The sequence below is a fragment of the Aeromonas sp. 600479 genome, assembly GCF_049175515.1.
Lineage (GTDB): Bacteria > Pseudomonadota > Gammaproteobacteria > Enterobacterales > Aeromonadaceae > Aeromonas > Aeromonas veronii_A.
In genome coordinates this window covers 533,505-551,293 of sequence record NZ_JAAKVF010000001.1, presented here as the reverse complement: position 1 = coordinate 551,293, position 17,789 = coordinate 533,505, and the positions used below count along the sequence as shown (strand labels likewise).

Sequence of the window (17,789 nt, the reverse complement as noted above, 5' to 3'; positions counted from 1 at the left end):
GGCCTGCGTCAAGGCGCGTTTGCCGGTTCACCTTCTGCCACCAGTTCAAGAAAGGCGCGCATGGCGGGGGTGATGCTCTGCTGGCGGGTCAAAAAGGCGGTATGGCCGATATTCTCCAGCGGAGCGAGTGGCAGGCAAACGAGATCCGAGAGTTTGCTGGCAGAGCGGGCGAGGCCGGCGCTGACGATGGCCCAGCCCAGCCGATGGCGTACGGCGCTGACCAGATGGAACAGCGAGTCGGTCTCCAGTACCACGTTGAGCGAGGTCCCCACCTGCTCGGCGGCGCGATCCAGATATTGGCGAAATTGCATGGTGCGGCTGGGCAGCACCAACGGCTGTTGCTGCAGTTCAGCAAGCGCAATGTCGCCGCTGTGGGGGTACAGATCCGCTTCGTCACGGTTCATCAGCACCGCCATCTGGTTGGCACCTTGCGGGTAGACATGAAAGGCGCGCCGGCCAGCTCCGCCGGCGGGTTCATCAAATCCCAGTCCGATATCGCACTGATGCAGCTCCAGCTGTGATAGCAGCGCTTCGTTGCTGAGCACCGACAGGCGAATGATGATGTCGGGATAGCGCTGCTTGCAGCGGGCGATAAACGGCATGATGTCGAGATTGGACTGGGGCACTATGCCGATACGCAGGGTGCCGGAGAGTTCGCCCTGGAACAGCGCCAGCTCCTGCTTGAGCGCCTCCTGTTCCAGCAGCATCCGTTCGGCATACTGGCGTACCAACTCGCCAGCCTCGGTCAGGGCGACAAACTGGCTGGTGCGTACCACCAGATCGGTGCCGACACTCTTTTCCAGCGCGGTAATGCTGGCCGAGAGGGTGGGTTGGGTGATGTGGCAGGCTTTGGCCGCTTTGGCAAAATGCCGGTGTTTGGCCAGCTCGTGAAAGTAGTGAAGTTGCTTGATATTCATCTGGTTGTAGTGAAACGGGCCGCTGAAGAATCAATCAATTGAAAAGACATATCTGATAGAACAACTCTATCAGGATATAGATTTATTTCATTGGTTTTGCGTCAGTCGCCTCTCTAAACTTGAATGCAGTTTGCATTTTTAGGCCAACCTGCATGCCTGCCTACACGCCCGTCAATTTGCCTGCCTCGCCCGCACTGGATCATCTGGTGGAAGAGGTAGCCGTCGCCATCAACATCAATGGCATCAACCACGCGGTGATGATGGCGACCCCGGACGATCTCGACGACTTTGCCGTCGGCTTTCTGTTTGGCGAGGGGATTATCCGGCATAACCACGAAGTTCACGATATCCAGGTCACGCCAGCCGAACAGGGTATTGTACTGGATGTGACCATCGCCAACCGCTCTCTGGCCGCCCTGACCGAGCACAAGCGCCGGCTGACCGGGGCGACCGGTTGCGGTATCTGCGGCGTGGCGGCGGTGGAGCAGGCGCTGCCCGCACTGTCGGTGCTGCCGCTGACGCCGCCGCTGGATGGAGCCTTGCTGGCGGGGCTGCGTGCGCAGATCGCCCAGTGGCAGCTCAAGGGTCAGCAGCATGGCGCCCTGCATGCGGCGCTGGCGCTGGATGCCGAGGGCCGGATCCTGCATTGCCGGGAAGATATCGGGCGCCACAATGCCCTCGACAAGCTGATCGGCCTGCTGCTGCGTCAACACAGTGCGTGCGACACCCTGGTGGTGACCAGCCGCTGCGGCAGCGAGCTGGTGCAAAAAGCCGCCCGTTTCGGTGCCCGTCATCTTATCTGCCTGGCATCGCCCAGCCAGCTGGCGGTCAGGCTGGCCCTCAAATACAACCTCAACGTCGTTCATATTCCCAAGTTTGATGCCCCGGTCAGCTATTCCAGCTATCGCCCGGCGGATCCCATCGGAGAGTGCCATGAGTCATATTGAAAAGCCCGCCAAAGCCGGCGGTTTTTCGTCCCTGCAATCCACCATGAAACAGGTGCTGCGCAGCCAGAAGACCCGTCAGAACATCAAGAACCTGCTGCGGGTCAACCAGACCGACGGCTTCGACTGTCCGGGCTGTGCCTGGGGTGACAACGACCACGGCACTTTCCAGTTTTGTGAAAACGGCGCCAAGGCGGTGGCCTGGGAGTCCACCGGCAAGACGGTGGGGGCCGAGTTCTTCGCCGCCCACTCGGTGCGCCAGCTGGCCACCCAGAGCGACTACTGGCTCGAGTATCAGGGGCGGCTGACTGAGCCGATGCGCTACAACCCGGCGACCGACCACTACGAGCCGGTAAGCTGGGATGACGCCTTCGCCCTGATTGCCGACACCCTCAATGGGCTGAATAGCCCGGACGAGGTGGAGTTCTACACCTCGGGGCGTGCCAGCAACGAGGCTTCTTATCTTTACCAGCTGTTTGGCCGCCTGTTTGGCACCAACAACTTCCCCGACTGCTCCAACATGTGCCATGAGGCGAGCGGGGTGGCGCTGATCCAGTCGGTCGGTATCGGCAAGGGGACTGTGGTGCTGGATGACTTTGACCAGGCCGATGCGGTGTTCGTCTATGGACAGAATCCGGGTACCAACCACCCGCGCATGATGAATGCCCTGCGCCAGGCGGCGCGCGGCGGCTGCAAGATCGTCAGCTTCAACAACTTGAAAGAGGTGGCGCTGGAGCGCTTCGCCAGCCCGCAGAGCCCGCTGGAGCTGCTGACTCCGGCTGCCACCACCATCAGCCACCAATACCTGACGCCGAAACTGGGTGGCGACATGGCCGCCATCCGCGGCATGGCCAAGTACATCCTGGAAGAGGCGCCGGAGGCGGTGGATCGCGACTTTATCGCCCGCCACACCCGCCACTTTGCCGAGTACGAGGCGCAGGTGCGTGCCACCGACTGGGCCATGATCGAGCAGCAATCCGGCCTGACCCGCGCCGACATCGTGCAGGCTGCCCGGGTCTTTGCCGCCAGCCAGCGCATTATCAGTTGCTGGGCCATGGGGGTGACCCAGCACCTGCACTCGGTTGATACCATTCGCGAAATCGTCAACTTGCACCTGATGCGTGGCCAGATTGGCAAGCCGGGTGCGGGGCTCTGTCCGGTTCGGGGTCACAGCAACGTGCAGGGCAACCGTACCATGGGTATCAACGAAAAGCCCACCGCCGCCTTTATCGAGCGGCTCGAGCGTCACCTGCAGGTGAGCCTGCCGGGGGCCCGCGGTCACAATGTTTACGAAGCGCTCAAGGCGCTGGACGAGGGCAAGAGCAAGGTGCTTATCTGCCTGGGCGGCAACCTGGCGGCAGCGGCGCCCGATACCGACTTCACCTACGGGGCGATAAAAAAGGCCGAGCTCAACGTGCAGATCAGCACCAAGCTCAACCGCAGCCATCTGCAGGTGGGTAAGGCTGCGCTGATCCTGCCCTGCCTCGGCCGTACCGAGCTCGATATCCAGCGCAGCGGCAACCAGAAGATCACGGTGGAGGACACCTTCAGCATGGTGCACGCCTCGACCGGCGCAGCCGAGCCTGTGTCGCCGCTCTGCCTCTCTGAGACCGACATAGTTGCGCGGATGGCTCATGCCACTGTGGGCAGTGAGCGGGTCGACTGGCTGGCCCTGCGCGATGACTATGCCCGTATCCGTGATCTCATCGAGCAGACCATCGCCGGCTTTGCCGATTTCAATGCCCGCATCCAGCAGCCGTGCGGTTTTCATCTCGATAACTCCGCGGCGCTGCTGACCTGGAATACCGCCAGTGGCTGCGCTGAGTTTCGTGCCAGCACCCTGCCGCAATCAGTGCTGCCGGAGTGTACCCGCCATGCCGAACAGATGAACGACCAGCCGGTGTTGCTGCTGCAGAGCCTGCGCTCCCACGATCAGTACAACACCACCATCTACGGCATGGATGACCGCTATCGCGGCATCAAGGGCCAGCGCAACGTGGTGTTCATGAACGAGGCGGATGCTCGCCAGCTTGGCTTTGCCGAAGGGGATCGGGTCGACATGGCGGCCATCTGCAACGATGGGCGCGAGCGCATTGTTACCGGATTCAACGTGGTGATCTACGAGATCCCGCGTGGCAACATCGCGGCCTACTATCCGGAGACCAACCCGCTGGTGCCCATCGACAGTATCGGGGCCGGGTCGTTTACCCCCACCTCCAAGTCCATCCCGGTGCTGGTGACGGCCTCCCGCCAGCAGGAGAACTTGTTGCTGCTCAAATAGAAGCGCTAACGCGACTGGCTGCGCTAACACAGCATGCACTGTGAATGCGGTGATGCCCCGGGTGAGCTTTTCATCCGGGGCATTTTTTCAGCTCTGAAAGGGGTAGGGGGCGTTGATCATCAGGCAAAGAAAAAGCCCGTCACGCTGGTGACGGGCTTTTGCTGTTGGTACCCCGAGATGCCGTTGCCGGTTTGGGCCCTTGAACCGTCGGTTCAAGGCGGGGATCGGATCTGACCGCAGGCTTCTCGGTCGTGCCGAGCATGCGCAATAGCCAGAAGGCAGATCCCCTGTTTGGTATGAATATCGGCTCGGGGACTTGAACCGGCTGACAAACATCCCAGGGAATTTTAAAACGGTTTGCGATTAGGGCTGCTGCCCCTCTTCGCTGGAATCACCATATTGTCCGTGCTCGATCAGGGCCGCTTCGATGGTGCGCTGCAGCATCTTGATCCGCTTGTCCATGGTCTCAGAGTATTGGTGGTTCTTCTCTTTTTCAAGGCAGAGCTCATGACAGAAATTGAGCGCCGCCATGATAGCCAATTGCTCGTTGCTGGAGACTTTGGAGCGTTGACGCAGGTCGATCAACTTGTCGGTCAGCTGCTCGGCGGCCTGGCGCAGGGCATCCTGCTGTCCCAAGGGACAGGATACCTTGTAGGGACGTCCCAAAATGACGATTTCTACGGCCTCTGTGCTCATGCCTTCCTCAATACGGCGGAGCTGATTTCCGCCTTTATCCACGTGGACAACTGGGCGGGACTATATAGCGCAGATGCATAAGTTTCAAGGCCTTGCTGGCTCTGCAAGAGGGAGAATGCTAGGATCCTGACCATTAATTCTGCAAATTTGACTGAACTTTGAGCGGATCCTCGATGAGCAAAACGAACCCCCTTAAATATGCGGCAGTGGCCGACATCATGGAACAACATGAGCTGATGGCCAGCGCAGTAGAGGCCCATGGTGTGATCTGCGGTCTGGTGTGCGGCGGTGTGGCACTGGACGACAAGAGTTGGGTGCCCCATTTCAACGATCTGGTGAACGACGGTTTCGGCCTGCCGGCCCCGGTGCGCCAGGTGATGACCGATCTTTATCACAATGTAGTCGAGAGCTTGATGGCCCAGAAAGGCGTCGAGCTGCTGCTGCCAAGTGATGATGCCCCCCTCGACGAGCGCATCGATTCGCTGGTGGACTGGTCACAGGCGTTTCTGGCCGGTTTCGGCGTGGTGCAGCAGGAGCTCTCCCGCGCGTCGGAAGAGCTGCAGGAGATGATCCAGGATATCGCCAGCATCACTCAGGTCTCTGCCGAGTTCGATCAGGAAGATGACGAGAACGAAGCCTCCTTCCTGGTGCTCTACGAACACGTCAAGCTGGGGGTCATGATGGCCTTCGAAGAGTTTGGCAAGCGCCCCGATACCCCGAGCGCGCCGCCGACCCTTCATTGAGGTGCGGGTCAACGCGACCCTTACTGAATCTGCAAGAGCGCCTGATGGCGCTCTTTTTTATGGCGCTGTTGTGGCTAACCCTGTGAGGCACAACCGGTTTTTTGCCGGTGACCTCGCATTCGGCCTGCGGCTTTGTGATAGCATGAGGCCACCTTTTTCACTTCTTCCTCTCTGCTTATGTCTCAATCTGATGTGCGACAGGTCGATGTCACCCTGGTCGGCGGTGGAATGAGCGGTGCCGTGCTGGCCCTCTCGCTGGCAGCCCTGCTTCGATCCGATGGCTCCCCCCTCGAGATCCTGCTGCTGGAGGCAAGCGTCCCCGAACAGCACACCCATTCAGGGTTCGACGCCCGCGCCATTGCGCTCTCGGCCGGTACCTGTGATGCGCTGTTGCGACGCGGACTCTGGCCGCTATTTGCCCCCCATTGCGCTCCCATTACCCAGATTCATGTCTCGGATCGGGGCCACTTCGGTCAGGCTCGCCTGTCGGCCGCTGAATACGGCCTGCCCGCGCTGGGCCAGGTGATCGAGCTTGCAGCTGCCGGTCATGAGCTGCAACGGGCGATGGCGGCCTCTCCCAATATCCGGGTCTGTTGTCCGGCACGGGTGAGCGAGATTGTGCCCGATGAGGAGAAGGTGACCCTCACCCTTGAGGACGGTGAACAGATTGAGACCCGCCTGCTGGTGGCGGCAGACGGCGGCAACTCCTTTGTGCGTCAGCACTTCAAGTTGCCGGTGACCCGCCACGACTTTGAGCAGCACGCCATCATCGCCACGGTCAAAACGGCGCAAGACCCTGAGGGACGCGCCTTCGAGCGTTTTACCGAAGGGGGGCCGCTGGCCCTGCTGCCGATGCAGGATGGGCTCTCCTCGCTGGTATGGAGCGTCGGGCAGCATGAGGTGGATGAGCTGATGGCCCTCGATGAGGTGGCGTTTCTTGCTCGTCTGCAGCAGGCCTTTGGCTGGCGGCTCGGCCGCTTCGAGCGATGTGGCGTGCGTCACGTCTATCCGCTCATTCTGACAGCCTGCGACTACCCGCTGGCCCAGCGTACCGTGCTGGTCGGTAATGCCGCCCACGCCCTGCACCCCATTGCCGGACAGGGCTTCAACCTCGGGATGCGGGATCTCGACCTGCTTACCGGCGCCGTAGCCAAGGCGTTGGCAGAGGGGGAGGATATCGGCAGCTTCAAGGTACTGAGTGGCTACTGGCAGCAGCGTCAGCGCGATCAGGCGCAGACTGTCTGGCTCACCTCTTCGCTGGCCCAGCTCTTCTCCAATGGTCACGATCCGCTGGTGGCGGGGCGCAATCTGGCGCTCACCCTGATGGGGCGATTCCCGTGCCTCAAGGCGCCGCTTACCTCGCGCACCCTGGGCTTTGTCGCTGATGTGTGCGGCAACTAGCCAGCACTTGTTGAGTGGAACCTGTTGACTGCCATTCGTTGATCAAAACCTATTGAATAAAGAGGTGATGCCTGCGGGCGTCCCCTCGCTGGCCAGCCGGTCAGCCCTGAAAGGATGAGATGATGCAGATGCAAAATGTGGATGTGGTGATTGTCGGTGGCGGCATGGTGGGGCTGGGGCTCGCTGCGGCTTTGAAACATAGCGCCCTCAAGGTGCTGGTGGTGGAGGGACAACTGCCCGACCCGCAGCTGGGGGAGGTGGCCGATAATCGGGTCAGCGCCCTGAGTCTGGCCAGCCAGCAGATCCTGTGCCATGTCGGCGCTTGGGACGGCATTGAAGCGCGCCGCCTGCAGGCCTACGACAAGATGGCGGTGTGGGAGCAGGACAGTTTCGGCCATATCGACTTCGATGCCGCCAGCCTGCGTCAGGACAACCTCGGTCATATTGTCGAGAATCGGGTGATCCAGCTGGCGCTGCTCGACGCGATTGAAGGGGCCAGCAATATCCAGTTGTTGACCCCCGCCAGAGCCAAGAGCCTGCAGAGCGGCCCGGCGGGCGCCCTGCTGCTCCTTGAAGATGGTCAGGCCATCTCGGCCAAACTGGTGGTAGCCGCCGATGGCGCCCACTCCTGGGTGCGCCGTCAGGCTGATATCCCGCTTACCAGCTGGGATTATGGCCACCATGCCCTGGTGGCGACGGTGCGCTGCGCCGAACCCCATGAAGCTGTTGCTCGCCAGATCTTCACCCCGGATGGCCCGCTCGCCTTTTTGCCGCTGTGGCAGGAGAACCTCTGCTCCATCGTCTGGTCGCTGCCTGCGGCCCGCGCCGAGGCGCTCTGTGCCTGTGATGACGAGCAGTTCAATCGCCACCTTACTGCCACCTTCGATGCCCGGCTCGGTCTGTGCAAGGTGGAGGGGCCGCGCAGCGCGATTCCTCTTACCGCCCGCTATGCCCGCGACTTTGCTCGCGAGCGGCTGGTGCTGGTGGGAGATGCCGCCCACACCATCCACCCTCTGGCGGGGCAGGGGGTCAACCTTGGCCTGCTGGATGCTGCCGCGCTGGCGGAGCAGATCTTGCAAAATGATGCCGCGGGTGAGGATATCGGCCTGCTCGCCAACCTGCGCAGCTACGAGCGCTGGCGCAAGAGCGAAGCGGCTCGCATGCTCGCTGCGATGGAGGGGCTCAAGCGGCTGTTCAGCGGGGCCAACCCGCTCAAGAAGCTGGTGCGGGGCGTGGGATTGCGCGCGGCCAATCTGCTGACGCCCTTTAAGGAGGGGGTGATCCGCGCCGCTATGGGGCTGGAGGGCGAGTTGCCCGCATTGGCCCGTCCTGACTGGGCTGTTGCTGCGACCAAGGGCAGTACCATGCAGGCCAAGGGTGAAAAAAACTAATATTACTCGCGTTTTTTGACAACAAAAGTAATCCGACAAGGCTGATGACCCGTTTTGGGTGTCAGCCTTTAATTTTGCTCTGGAGCGAAACGTTTTTCTGCAAATTGTGACGAAACGGTAAAAATCAAAATTTAATCTCGCCTGAGTCGGCTTATAGCTGTTTTTATCACTGCATTTATCTTAGTGTCTGGAGTCAGTTTTACGGGAGGGGATTAGTTTTTTTTGAGCGGCACGCTCGCCTGCTTGTCATATAATCCGCTCCGTTCAAGGAATCCCTCTTGCCTGGCAAGGGCAGGAGCGAGCACACACTTTTGGATCCGGTCGCTTTTTGCTGTACGTAGTGCAGTCAGAGCGGTGGCGCGGGTCGCAAGGGTGGTCGCCAAAGCGAAAAGGCTTTTTGCTAAGGAAAGAATGCGATGATCCAGACTACTGTACTGCATCCCAAACACCTGGAAGCCGGCGCCAAGATGGTGGACTTCCACGGTTGGGAAATGCCCATCAACTACGGCTCCCAGCTGGAAGAGCACCACGCGGTGCGCAGCGATGCCGGTATGTTCGATGTCTCCCACATGACCATCGTCGATTTGACCGGCGAACGGGTCAAAGCCTTTCTACAACACCTGCTGGCCAACGACGTGGCCAAACTCACAGCCCCCGGCAAGGCCCTCTACAGTGGCATGCTCAATCCGGAAGGCGGCGTCATCGATGACCTCATCACCTATTACCTGACCGATACCTTCTACCGGCTGGTGGTCAACTCCGCTACCCGCGAGAAGGATCTGGCCTGGATCCGCCATCACGCCATCGATTTCGATATCACAGTGACCGAGCGTCCCGAGCTTGCGATGATTGCGGTGCAGGGCCCCAACGCCAAGGTCAAGGCCGCAGCCGTGCTGAGCGCCGCTCAGCGTACCGCCGTGGTGGGGATGAAACCCTTCTTCGGCGTGCAGGCTGGCGATCTCTTTATCGCCACTACCGGCTACACCGGCGAAGATGGTTATGAAATCGTGGTGCCGCAAGAGAAAGCCTGCGAGCTGTGGCAGGCACTGCTGGATAACGGCGTCGCCCCGTGCGGCCTCGGTGCCCGCGATACCCTGCGCCTCGAAGCGGGCATGAACCTATACGGTCAGGATATGGACGAGTCAATCTCTCCACTCGCCGCTAACATGGCCTGGACCATCGCCTGGGAGCCGAGCGATCGCAACTTCATCGGCCGCGACGTGCTGGAAGCGCAGAAAGCGGCGGGCAACCAGCCCAAGCTGGTGGGTCTGGTGATGGAAGAGAAAGGGGTGCTGCGTGCCGGTATGCCCGTTACCTTCACCGCGGCAAACGGTGAGAAGCGGGAAGGTGTGATCACCTCCGGCTCTTTCTCCCCCACCCTGGGCTACAGTATTGCCCTGGCGCGGGTGCCCCGTGATATCGGTGAGCTGGCCGAGGTGGAGATCCGCAAGAAGCTGGTCACCGTGAAGGTCACCAAGCCCGCTTTCGTCCGTAACGGCCAGAAGCTGGTTTAATACCGTCCTGGGGGAGGGCAGTGCCTCCCTCCATCCCTTTTCATATTCGTTTTTAAACGCGACTCAAAGATCAAAGGAAGCACAAATGAGCCATATCCCGAGCGAACTGAAATATGCCACTTCCCACGAGTGGATCCGTGTTGAAGCCAACGGCGAGGCCGTGGTCGGTATCACCGAGCACGCCCAGGAGCTGCTGGGTGACATGGTGTTTGTCGAGCTGCCGGAAGTGGGCAAGCAGGTCAGTGCCGGTGACGACTGCGCCGTGGCCGAGTCGGTCAAGGCGGCCTCTGATATCTACAGCCCGGTGAGCGGCGAGATCATTGCAGTTAACGAAGAGCTGGAAGGGAGCCCCGAGCTGGTCAACTCCGACCCCTACAGCGCTGGCTGGCTGTTCCGCATCAAGCTCGATGACGAGAGTGAGCTGGCCAACCTGCTGGATGCCGAAGGCTACCAGAACGTGGTGGACGAAGAGTAATGCCCCCGGGCCCTGCCAACACAGCAGGGCCCCTTTGTATGACCGCCAGCCGGGCAAGCACCGGCTGGTGGAAGGGTGAAGTCGTCCGCGCCTGCCGTTTGCCAGCCTGGGAGCCTAGGGGTAAACAGGCCGGATCGCAACAAGGCGATCCCCTCTCGATGCTGCCGCAGCATCCGGTGCCGCACCCTGTCTGCGGGACCCAGAACATGAGTGGAGTCGGTATCAGCCGACGATCAGGAACATCAGGTCTTGGTTATCAGGATGTCATGCCAGGACTTATTTATCAGGAAATAGGGAAATGACCCAGTCACTGTTTGAACTCGAGCAAAAAACCGATTTTGTCCGCCGCCATATCGGCCCGGGCGAGGAAGAGCTGCGCCAGCTGCTGGCGACCGTCGGGGCCGAAAGCCTGGACGATCTGATTGCCCAGACCGTGCCCGCCGCCATTCGCCTGCTGGGTCCGCTGGGGATCGGTGCCGGCATGACCGAAGTGGAGGCGCTGGCCAAGCTCAAGGGCTATGCCGCTCAGAACAAGATTGCCAAGAGCTACATCGGCATGGGTTATCACGATACCCATGTGCCCCACGTTATTTTGCGCAATGTGCTGGAAAATCCGGGCTGGTATACCGCCTACACCCCCTACCAGCCCGAGCTGGCGCAGGGCCGTCTCGAAGCCCTGCTCAACTTCCAGCAGCTGACGCTGGATCTCACCGGCATGGATCTGGCGAGTGCCTCCCTGCTGGATGAAGCGACCGCTGCCGCCGAGGCGATGGCGCTGGCCAAACGGATGGCCAAGTCCAAATCCAACCTCTTCTTCGTGGCCGACGACGTGCACCCGCAGGTGATCGACGTGGTCAAGGAGCGCGCGGTTCACTTCGGTTTCGACGTGGCGGTTGGCGCTGCGAGCGATGCAGTGAGCGAAGAGGTGTTCGGGGCCCTGTTCCAGTACCCCACCACCACAGGTGAGGTGAAAGATCTGCGTGCCCTGATTGCCGCGGTACAGGCCCAGAAAGGGCTGGCCTGCGTCAGCGCCGATCTGCTCTCCCTGCTGCTGCTCAAATCCCCGGGCGAGCTGGGGGCCGACGTGGTGCTGGGCTCGGCCCAGCGCTTTGGCGTGCCCATGGGTTACGGTGGCCCGCACGCCGCTTTCTTTGCCACCCGCGATGCCTACAAGCGCTCCATGCCGGGCCGTATCATCGGTGTCTCCAAGGATGCCCGCGGCAAGGCCGCCCTGCGCATGGCGATGCAGACCCGCGAGCAGCATATCCGCCGCGAGAAGGCCAATTCCAACATCTGTACCGCTCAGGTGCTGCTGGCCAACATGGCGAGTTTCTACGCCGTCTACCACGGCCCGGTTGGGCTGAAAACCATCGCCTCCCGCGTACACCGTCTGACCACCATTCTGGCGCTCGGCCTCAAGGCCAAGGGCGTGGCCCTCAAGCACGCCAGCTGGTTCGATACCCTGACCGTGCAAACTGCTGACAAGGCGGCGCTGATTGCCAAAGCCGAGGGGCTGGGCATCAACCTGCGCGCCGATCTGGATGGCGCGGTAGGGGTGTCTCTCTCGGAAACCACCACCCGCGGCGATGTGGCCGAGCTGTTCGATCTCTTCCTCGGTCAAGGTCACGGGCTCGATATCGAAGCACTCGACAAGGCGGCCCAGACCCATCACGCCATCCCGCAGGATCTGCTGCGCACCGACGCCGTGCTGACCCACGAGGTGTTCAACAAGTACCACTCCGAGACCGAGATGCTGCGTTATATCCATCGTCTCGAAGCGAAAGATCTGGCCCTCAACTACGCCATGATCTCCTTGGGCTCCTGCACCATGAAGCTCAACGCCACTGCCGAGATGATCCCGGTGACCTGGCCCGAGTTTGGCAAGTTGCACCCGTTTGCGCCGCTGGCGCAGGCCAAGGGCTACCAGCTGCTGCTGGCCGACCTCGAAGATTGGCTGGTGAAAGTGACCGGTTACGATGCGGTCTGCATGCAGCCCAACTCCGGGGCGCAGGGTGAGTACGCTGGTCTCTTGGCCATCAAGAAGTACCACGAGTCTCGTGGTGAGGGGCATCGCGATATCTGCCTCATTCCGGCTTCTGCCCACGGCACCAACCCGGCATCTGCCCAGATGGCGGGGCTCAAGGTGATCGTCACCGCCTGTGACAAATCCGGCAACGTGGATCTCGACGATCTGCGCGCCAAGGCGGCCGAGGCGGGGGAGCAGCTCTCCTGTCTGATGGTGACCTACCCCTCGACCCACGGGGTGTATGAGGAGACCATCAAGGAGGTGTGCGACATCGTTCACCAGCACGGTGGTCAGGTTTACCTCGACGGTGCGAATATGAACGCGCAAGTTGGGTTGACGGCGCCGGGCTTTATCGGGGCGGACGTTTCCCACCTCAACCTGCACAAGACCTTCGCCATCCCTCACGGCGGTGGCGGCCCGGGCATGGGCCCCATCGGCGTGAAGAAACACCTGGCGCCGTTCGTGGCCGGCCATGCCGTGGTCAAGACCGACAAGGAGAGCCGCAACAACGGCGCCGTGTCGGCCGCACCGTTCGGCTCGGCCAGCATCCTGCCCATCAGCTGGATGTACATCGCCATGCTGGGTGACGAGGGACTGAAGAGAGCCACTCAGGTCGCCATCCTTAACGCCAACTATCTGGCCAAGAAGCTGGGCGAATCCTTCCCGGTGCTCTATTCCGGGCGCAACGGTCGGGTGGCCCACGAGTGCATCCTGGATATCCGTCCGCTCAAGGAGGCTTCCGGCATCAGCGAGATGGATGTGGCCAAGCGGCTGATGGACTACGGCTTCCACGCACCGACCATGAGTTTCCCGGTAGCGGGCACCCTGATGGTCGAGCCGACCGAATCGGAATCCAAGCGTGAGCTGGATCGCTTCGTCGAGGCTATGACGTCCATCCGCGCCGAGATTGCCAAGGTGCAGGAGGGGCAGTGGAGCCTCGCCGACAACCCGCTGGTCCATGCGCCTCACACCCAGGATGACGTGATGGATGCAGAGTGGTCCCGTGGCTACAGCCGCGCCGAGGCGGTCTTCCCGTCCGACGCCGTGCGTGCCGCCAAACTGTGGCCGTCAGTCAACCGCATCGACGACGTCTACGGCGATCGCAACCTGTTCTGCTCCTGCATCCCGACCGAGGAATACGCCAAGTAAAGGCGTGTTCAGAATCGCGTACTAAACAATACTAAACAACAGGGCCACCCAAACGGGTGGCCCTTTTTATATGTCATCTGATTGCTACGGCTATCCAAAGGTCCGGCTTAAGTCCTTGAGCTGGCTCGCTTTGGTCTGCAAGTTGGCGCTGGTTTCACTGACCTGATCGATTTTGAGGCTATTATCGTGAGAGAGCGAGGATATCTGGTTGATATTGCGGCTGATCTCCTCGATGACCGCTTGTTGCTCGGTAGCTGCGGCGGTTATCTGGTTGGAAAAATCAGAGACCTTGTCTATCTCGACCACAACCTGATTGAGGTTGCCGGTACTTGCCTGGGTGGTGGCGAGGCAGGCGTTGGTTCTGGTCACATTGAGATGCATCATCTCTTTCCATTCCCCCAGGGTTTGCTGGATATGGCCAATGCTGTTCTGGATCTGCTCTGTCGCCTTATGGGTTCTGGTCGAAAGGCTGCGTACCTCGTCTGCAACCACCGCAAAGCCGCGCCCCTGATCGCCAGCCCGCGCAGCTTCGATGGAGGCATTGAGCGCCAGCAGGTTGGTTTGATCCGCAATACCGCGAATTTCGCTCATTATGCTGCCGATACGCTCGGATTCACTTGCCAGTTCGACGGCTGACTGAAAGGCTTGCTCCGCCTGGGTTGCCAGCGCCGACATTTCTTCTCCCGCTTCCGAAAGCTGCTCGCTGGTGGTGATGCAGTGGCTGCGGGCCTCTTCGATCTGGTTGCTGCTGTCCTGAATGTTGCGGCTAATCTCTTCGGCAGCCGATGCCATCTGGGTGACTGCGGTGGCGACTTGCTGAATTTGCATATCCTGTGCGGAGATATCCTGGCTGGCCAATGCTGCCGAACCGCTCAAGTTGTTGGCCATGGCGTTGAGCGAGACAGTCGTGTCATCGACTCTTCCCAGCACGGTACGGATTCTGGCTTGCCACAGCTTGATATGGAAATCGGCAATGCTATGGGGTGCATCCCCCGAGAAGATGAGGCGGCTAATGCTGTCGTAGTCTTGCTCGAGCTGCTGCAAGTATCGCGGCGTGCGGAAGAGAGAATTACGGTTGAACCAGATGGCGGTCAACAGGGGAATGATGATCCAGAGCGCTTGCAGTGGTGGGAGTAGCCAGCCTGCGCTGATAACACAAACTAACAGCAGGGGGATGGTCATCATGGTTGGCGTGATCAGGCGCTGTCCCATGTGAATGGCAGAGCCGGTTTCGCGGGCTTTAAGAGCCTTGTACATCTTGCTGGCCCGCTCTTTGTGCTCCGCAGTGGGGCGACAACGGACGGATTGATAACCAACCATCTTGCCATCTTCATAAATCGGGGTGACGTAGGCATCTACCCAGTAATAGCTGCCATCCTTGCAGCGGTTCTTTACCATGCCTCGCCACGGCTTGCCCGCCTTCAGGTGGGCCCAGAGATCGGCAAATGCTGCCTTGGGCATGTCGGGGTGGCGCACCAGGTTGTGATGCTGCCCCAGCATCTCTTCCAGACGATAGCCTGCCACCTGACAGAATGCCGGATTGGCATAGGTGATGTCCCCTTTGAGATCGGTCGTCGATACCAACTGCACATTATCGGTAAATTCAACCTCGGTATCTGTGGTGTGAAGTGTACTGGTTACCATGTTCAGGCTCCGGTTTTGCCATAACGGAATGCTTCGCCTGAGTATGGCAGAGGATGTTCATTTATTGTGTTGTTACACATTAACTCTTGTGCTACTGCGTGGGGACGGGACGGGTCTCACATTTTTACAGCGCGGTTTGGCGAGGAAAGGCAAGCCAAGTAACATGGCGTGACTTATGGCTGTGCAGCGAGACAGGTAACGCAATGAAGTTGGATGCGATTTTATGGGATTATGACGGTAGTCTGGTCAATTCGGTGCCGAAGAATATCGATATCACCAAGCAGATCCTGGCTGAGGTCGCCCCCCATCTGACCGGAGAGCATTTGCCGCGCTATCTGCGCAGCGAAGCGGAATATCACCATGCCAATCACGCCGCCAAGAACTGGCAGGCGCTCTATATGGATTACTACGGTTTGTCGCGGGACGAGATGGTGCTGGCTGGCAGTCTGTGGGCCAAACATCAGGAGATGAACCGGACCGAGGTGCGTTTTTTTGCCGGGCTGGAGGCGGTGATTGACCATTTCTCTGCCATTCCCCACGGAATTTGTTCGCAGAACTCCCAAAAGAACATTCGCCGGGTACTGGAGCAGCATGGCGTGAACAGCCAGTTCAAGGCTGTAGTCGGCTATGATGACGTGCCCGGACAGCAGCAAAAACCCCATCCTTACGGTGGCCTCAAATGTCTGGAGTCTATCTTCGGCCCAGCCAAGTGCCAGTCGCTGATATATATCGGTGACCATGAAGCGGATGTGCAGTTTGCCCGTCATTTGCAAGCGGCGCTTGGCGAGCAGAGCCGTGTGATATCGGTGGCTGTCGCCTATAGCCGCGCGACCCCGGAGCGCTGGGAACACCAACCCGACCATATCGCCCGTGACGTCGAGGATCTGCTCCCCATCGTCGGGCAATATCTGTAACGCCGGTAGCAGATTGCCGTACGGAATAGACAAAACGCCGATCAGTTGATCGGCGTTTTGTCTATGGGAGCCTGATGGTTTCACACTCGGCTGCTTTGGCATTTTGCCTGTTTAAAGATGGGCGACTTAAAACAGCAGTTGCGTCAGGTAGCCCATCAGGATCGCCATGCCGAGGATCACGGTAAGGAAGGCCGCAATCATCGGGGTTCTGAACATCGATTTGAGCAGGATCACCTCGGTCAGGCTGGCACCGGCACTGCCGATGATCAGCGCCATGACGGCGCCCATTCCCATCCCTTTACCCAGCAGTACCGACGCCAGCGGGATCACGGCCTCGGCACGGATATAGAGCGGGATCCCGACGATGGCGCTGAATGGAATGGCCAGCGGGTTGTCGGCACCAGCATGGGCGGCGATCCACTCGGCCGGAATAAAGCCGTAAATAAACGAGCCGATAAGCACCCCCAGCAGCAGGAAGGGCAATACCGCTTTGAACTGCTGCCAGGCATCTATGCGAGCTTTGACCCAGGCGGTGGGGAGCTGTGGTGCACGGGTCAGGGTTGCCGTGCCATCGCCGCAGCAGGAGAGGGTGGCCTGCTCTGCCATCTCTGGTTGCGGAGCCGGGCAGCACGCTGCCCCGTTGAGGGGTTTGATTGCGCGAATGGCACTGCGTTGGTTGTCACTGCAATGTGCTTGAGTGGTGGCGCGGGTCGCCGGGCCACAGCCGCTACCGCAAGAGGGGGTGGCCTCTTTGGGGTCGATGACATGGCGCTCGAACCCCAATCTGTCGAGCAGCATGCTCGCCATGACGGAGACGCTGGCGGCGATCACGGCGTAGAGCAGGGTCACTTTCCAGCCGAAGGTGGCCCACATCAAGCCGACGATGATGGGGTTCAGCAGTGGCGAAATAAACAGGAAGGTGAGGGTGGGGCCAAAGCCAGCTTTGGCCGAGAGCAGCCCTCTCAGCATGGGGATGGTGGAGCAGCTGCAAAAGGGGGTGACGGCACCGAGCAGGGCCGAGAGCAGATAGCCCTTGCCATGTCTCGCCCCCAGCATCCGCTGGATCTTCTCGTCGGGGATCTTCTGACGGATCAGGCTGACCCCGGCGCTAATGACCAGAAACAGCACCGACAGCTCGACAGCCAGAAACAGGAACATCTGGGCTGCATCGGTCAGCATGGTTAACCACTCATTCATTGTCGTATCCTCACTTGGTTTCTGTATTTCCAAAATAATCGAAATGAATGGCCGGTCAAGATATTTCTGGTATTATCGAAATATCAAATTTGTGGAGGGCGCAGAGATGCAACTGGAAGAGGTCGCCAAGGCATTGAAAGAGCTGGGTCATCCGACCCGGCTGTTTATCTTCAAGCATCTGGTCAAGGCGGGAGAGCAGGGGTTGCCGGTGGGTGAGCTGCAAAAGCAGCTGGTGATCCCCGCTTCCACCCTCAGCCACCATATCGCGGCGCTGGTCTCAGTGGGGCTGGTGAAGCAAAACCGGGAGAGTCGCACCCTGCTTTGCGTCTCTCAATACGCGGTGCTGGAGGAGATCATCGCCTTTTTCCGCGATGAGTGTTGCGTCAACAGCCCGGAGCATCGGCAAGATCAAAGGCAAGGGCTGCCTTCCTGAGGGCTACGGCTGCTAGTCGTGCTGCTCGCAATAAAAAAACGCCGATCATCCGATCGGCGTTTTG

The 17,789-nt window shown here is 60.1% G+C and carries 14 protein-coding genes and 1 other RNA gene; 10 read left to right on the top strand and 5 right to left on the bottom strand.

Going from position 1 to position 17,789, the window contains the following annotated elements; genetic code table 11:
* Positions 1 to 8: 8 nt before the first annotated feature.
* A complete protein-coding gene (locus G5149_RS02345) occupies positions 9 to 917 on the bottom strand; it encodes a LysR family transcriptional regulator (protein WP_005346583.1) in 909 nt (302 codons plus the stop codon).
* Between the two features lie 152 nt (positions 918 to 1,069).
* Between G5149_RS02345 and fdhD the strand changes: the two genes are divergently transcribed.
* On the top strand, positions 1,070 to 1,864 hold the full coding sequence (gene fdhD, locus G5149_RS02340) for a formate dehydrogenase accessory sulfurtransferase FdhD (protein ID WP_005346582.1): 795 nt from the start codon (positions 1,070 to 1,072) through the stop codon (positions 1,862 to 1,864).
* Positions 1,851 to 4,142 (top strand): FdhF/YdeP family oxidoreductase, encoded by a 2,292-nt coding sequence (locus G5149_RS02335; RefSeq protein ID WP_421211397.1) that lies wholly within the window; start codon positions 1,851 to 1,853, stop codon positions 4,140 to 4,142. Before fdhD ends, G5149_RS02335 begins: the two co-directional genes overlap by 14 nt.
* Positions 4,143 to 4,307: 165 nt before the next feature.
* On the opposite strand, the gene ssrS is transcribed toward G5149_RS02335, so the two are convergent.
* A non-coding RNA gene (gene ssrS, locus G5149_RS02330) (6S RNA) lies at positions 4,308 to 4,489 on the bottom strand.
* Positions 4,490 to 4,505: 16 nt separating this feature from the next.
* Positions 4,506 to 4,838 (bottom strand): cell division protein ZapA, encoded by a 333-nt coding sequence (zapA, locus tag G5149_RS02325; RefSeq protein WP_005333910.1) that lies wholly within the window; start codon positions 4,836 to 4,838, stop codon positions 4,506 to 4,508.
* A 173-nt stretch (positions 4,839 to 5,011) separates the two neighbouring features.
* Between zapA and G5149_RS02320 the strand changes: the two genes are divergently transcribed.
* From G5149_RS02320 to gcvP, 6 genes are all read left to right on the top strand, one after another.
* Positions 5,012 to 5,581: a UPF0149 family protein gene (locus G5149_RS02320; protein WP_005346580.1), complete on the top strand. Its 570-nt coding sequence runs from the start codon at positions 5,012 to 5,014 to the stop codon at positions 5,579 to 5,581.
* A gap of 177 nt (positions 5,582 to 5,758) precedes the next feature.
* On the top strand, positions 5,759 to 6,982 hold the full coding sequence (gene ubiH / locus G5149_RS02315) for a 2-octaprenyl-6-methoxyphenyl hydroxylase (RefSeq protein ID WP_421211395.1): 1,224 nt from the start codon (positions 5,759 to 5,761) through the stop codon (positions 6,980 to 6,982).
* Between the two features lie 122 nt (positions 6,983 to 7,104).
* Positions 7,105 to 8,373: an FAD-dependent 2-octaprenylphenol hydroxylase gene (locus G5149_RS02310; RefSeq protein ID WP_421211464.1), complete on the top strand. Its 1,269-nt coding sequence runs from the start codon at positions 7,105 to 7,107 to the stop codon at positions 8,371 to 8,373.
* A gap of 416 nt (positions 8,374 to 8,789) precedes the next feature.
* Complete coding sequence (gcvT, locus tag G5149_RS02305; RefSeq protein WP_058056652.1) at positions 8,790 to 9,887, top strand: glycine cleavage system aminomethyltransferase GcvT; 1,098 nt, start codon at positions 8,790 to 8,792, stop codon at positions 9,885 to 9,887.
* Positions 9,888 to 9,972: 85 nt separating this feature from the next.
* On the top strand, positions 9,973 to 10,362 hold the full coding sequence (gene gcvH, locus G5149_RS02300) for a glycine cleavage system protein GcvH (RefSeq protein ID WP_005333898.1): 390 nt from the start codon (positions 9,973 to 9,975) through the stop codon (positions 10,360 to 10,362).
* 298 nt (positions 10,363 to 10,660) lie between these two features.
* Entirely contained in the window at positions 10,661 to 13,537 is a 2,877-nt protein-coding gene (gene gcvP / locus G5149_RS02295; RefSeq protein ID WP_421211394.1) for an aminomethyl-transferring glycine dehydrogenase, read from the top strand.
* 90 nt (positions 13,538 to 13,627) lie between these two features.
* Here the strand turns inward: gcvP and G5149_RS02290 are convergent, their stop codons facing one another.
* Positions 13,628 to 15,181, bottom strand: coding sequence for a methyl-accepting chemotaxis protein (locus tag G5149_RS02290; RefSeq protein ID WP_421211392.1), 1,554 nt, complete (start codon positions 15,179 to 15,181; stop codon positions 13,628 to 13,630).
* Between the two features lie 203 nt (positions 15,182 to 15,384).
* Between G5149_RS02290 and G5149_RS02285 the strand changes: the two genes are divergently transcribed.
* Complete coding sequence (locus tag G5149_RS02285; protein WP_421211390.1) at positions 15,385 to 16,095, top strand: HAD family hydrolase; 711 nt, start codon at positions 15,385 to 15,387, stop codon at positions 16,093 to 16,095.
* A 126-nt stretch (positions 16,096 to 16,221) separates the two neighbouring features.
* Here the strand turns inward: G5149_RS02285 and G5149_RS02280 are convergent, their stop codons facing one another.
* Complete coding sequence (locus G5149_RS02280; protein ID WP_236354548.1) at positions 16,222 to 17,292, bottom strand: permease; 1,071 nt, start codon at positions 17,290 to 17,292, stop codon at positions 16,222 to 16,224.
* Positions 17,293 to 17,398: 106 nt separating this feature from the next.
* Here G5149_RS02280 and G5149_RS02275 point away from each other — a divergent pair, with 106 nt between their 5' ends.
* Positions 17,399 to 17,725, top strand: coding sequence for an ArsR/SmtB family transcription factor (locus G5149_RS02275; protein WP_064339937.1), 327 nt, complete (start codon positions 17,399 to 17,401; stop codon positions 17,723 to 17,725).
* Positions 17,726 to 17,789: the final 64 nt, after the last annotated feature.

What these genes read in the sequence shown, in the direction of transcription:
- G5149_RS02310 (WP_421211464.1), top strand. Translation starts at nt 7,105, where the DNA reads ATGCAGATGCAAAATGTGGATGTGGTGATTGTCGGTGGCGGCATGGTG.
- G5149_RS02280 (WP_236354548.1), bottom strand. Translation starts at nt 17,292, where the DNA reads ATGAATGAGTGGTTAACCATGCTGACCGATGCAGCCCAGATGTTCCTG.
- G5149_RS02275 (WP_064339937.1), top strand. Translation starts at nt 17,399, where the DNA reads ATGCAACTGGAAGAGGTCGCCAAGGCATTGAAAGAGCTGGGTCATCCG.
- G5149_RS02345 (WP_005346583.1), bottom strand. Translation starts at nt 917, where the DNA reads ATGAATATCAAGCAACTTCACTACTTTCACGAGCTGGCCAAACACCGG.
- gcvT (WP_058056652.1), top strand. Translation starts at nt 8,790, where the DNA reads ATGATCCAGACTACTGTACTGCATCCCAAACACCTGGAAGCCGGCGCC.
- gcvH (WP_005333898.1), top strand. Translation starts at nt 9,973, where the DNA reads ATGAGCCATATCCCGAGCGAACTGAAATATGCCACTTCCCACGAGTGG.
- G5149_RS02335 (WP_421211397.1), top strand. Translation starts at nt 1,851, where the DNA reads ATGAGTCATATTGAAAAGCCCGCCAAAGCCGGCGGTTTTTCGTCCCTG.
- fdhD (WP_005346582.1), top strand. Translation starts at nt 1,070, where the DNA reads ATGCCTGCCTACACGCCCGTCAATTTGCCTGCCTCGCCCGCACTGGAT.
- G5149_RS02290 (WP_421211392.1), bottom strand. Translation starts at nt 15,181, where the DNA reads ATGGTAACCAGTACACTTCACACCACAGATACCGAGGTTGAATTTACC.
- G5149_RS02285 (WP_421211390.1), top strand. Translation starts at nt 15,385, where the DNA reads ATGAAGTTGGATGCGATTTTATGGGATTATGACGGTAGTCTGGTCAAT.
- ubiH (WP_421211395.1), top strand. Translation starts at nt 5,759, where the DNA reads ATGTCTCAATCTGATGTGCGACAGGTCGATGTCACCCTGGTCGGCGGT.
- gcvP (WP_421211394.1), top strand. Translation starts at nt 10,661, where the DNA reads ATGACCCAGTCACTGTTTGAACTCGAGCAAAAAACCGATTTTGTCCGC.
- zapA (WP_005333910.1), bottom strand. Translation starts at nt 4,838, where the DNA reads ATGAGCACAGAGGCCGTAGAAATCGTCATTTTGGGACGTCCCTACAAG.
- G5149_RS02320 (WP_005346580.1), top strand. Translation starts at nt 5,012, where the DNA reads ATGAGCAAAACGAACCCCCTTAAATATGCGGCAGTGGCCGACATCATG.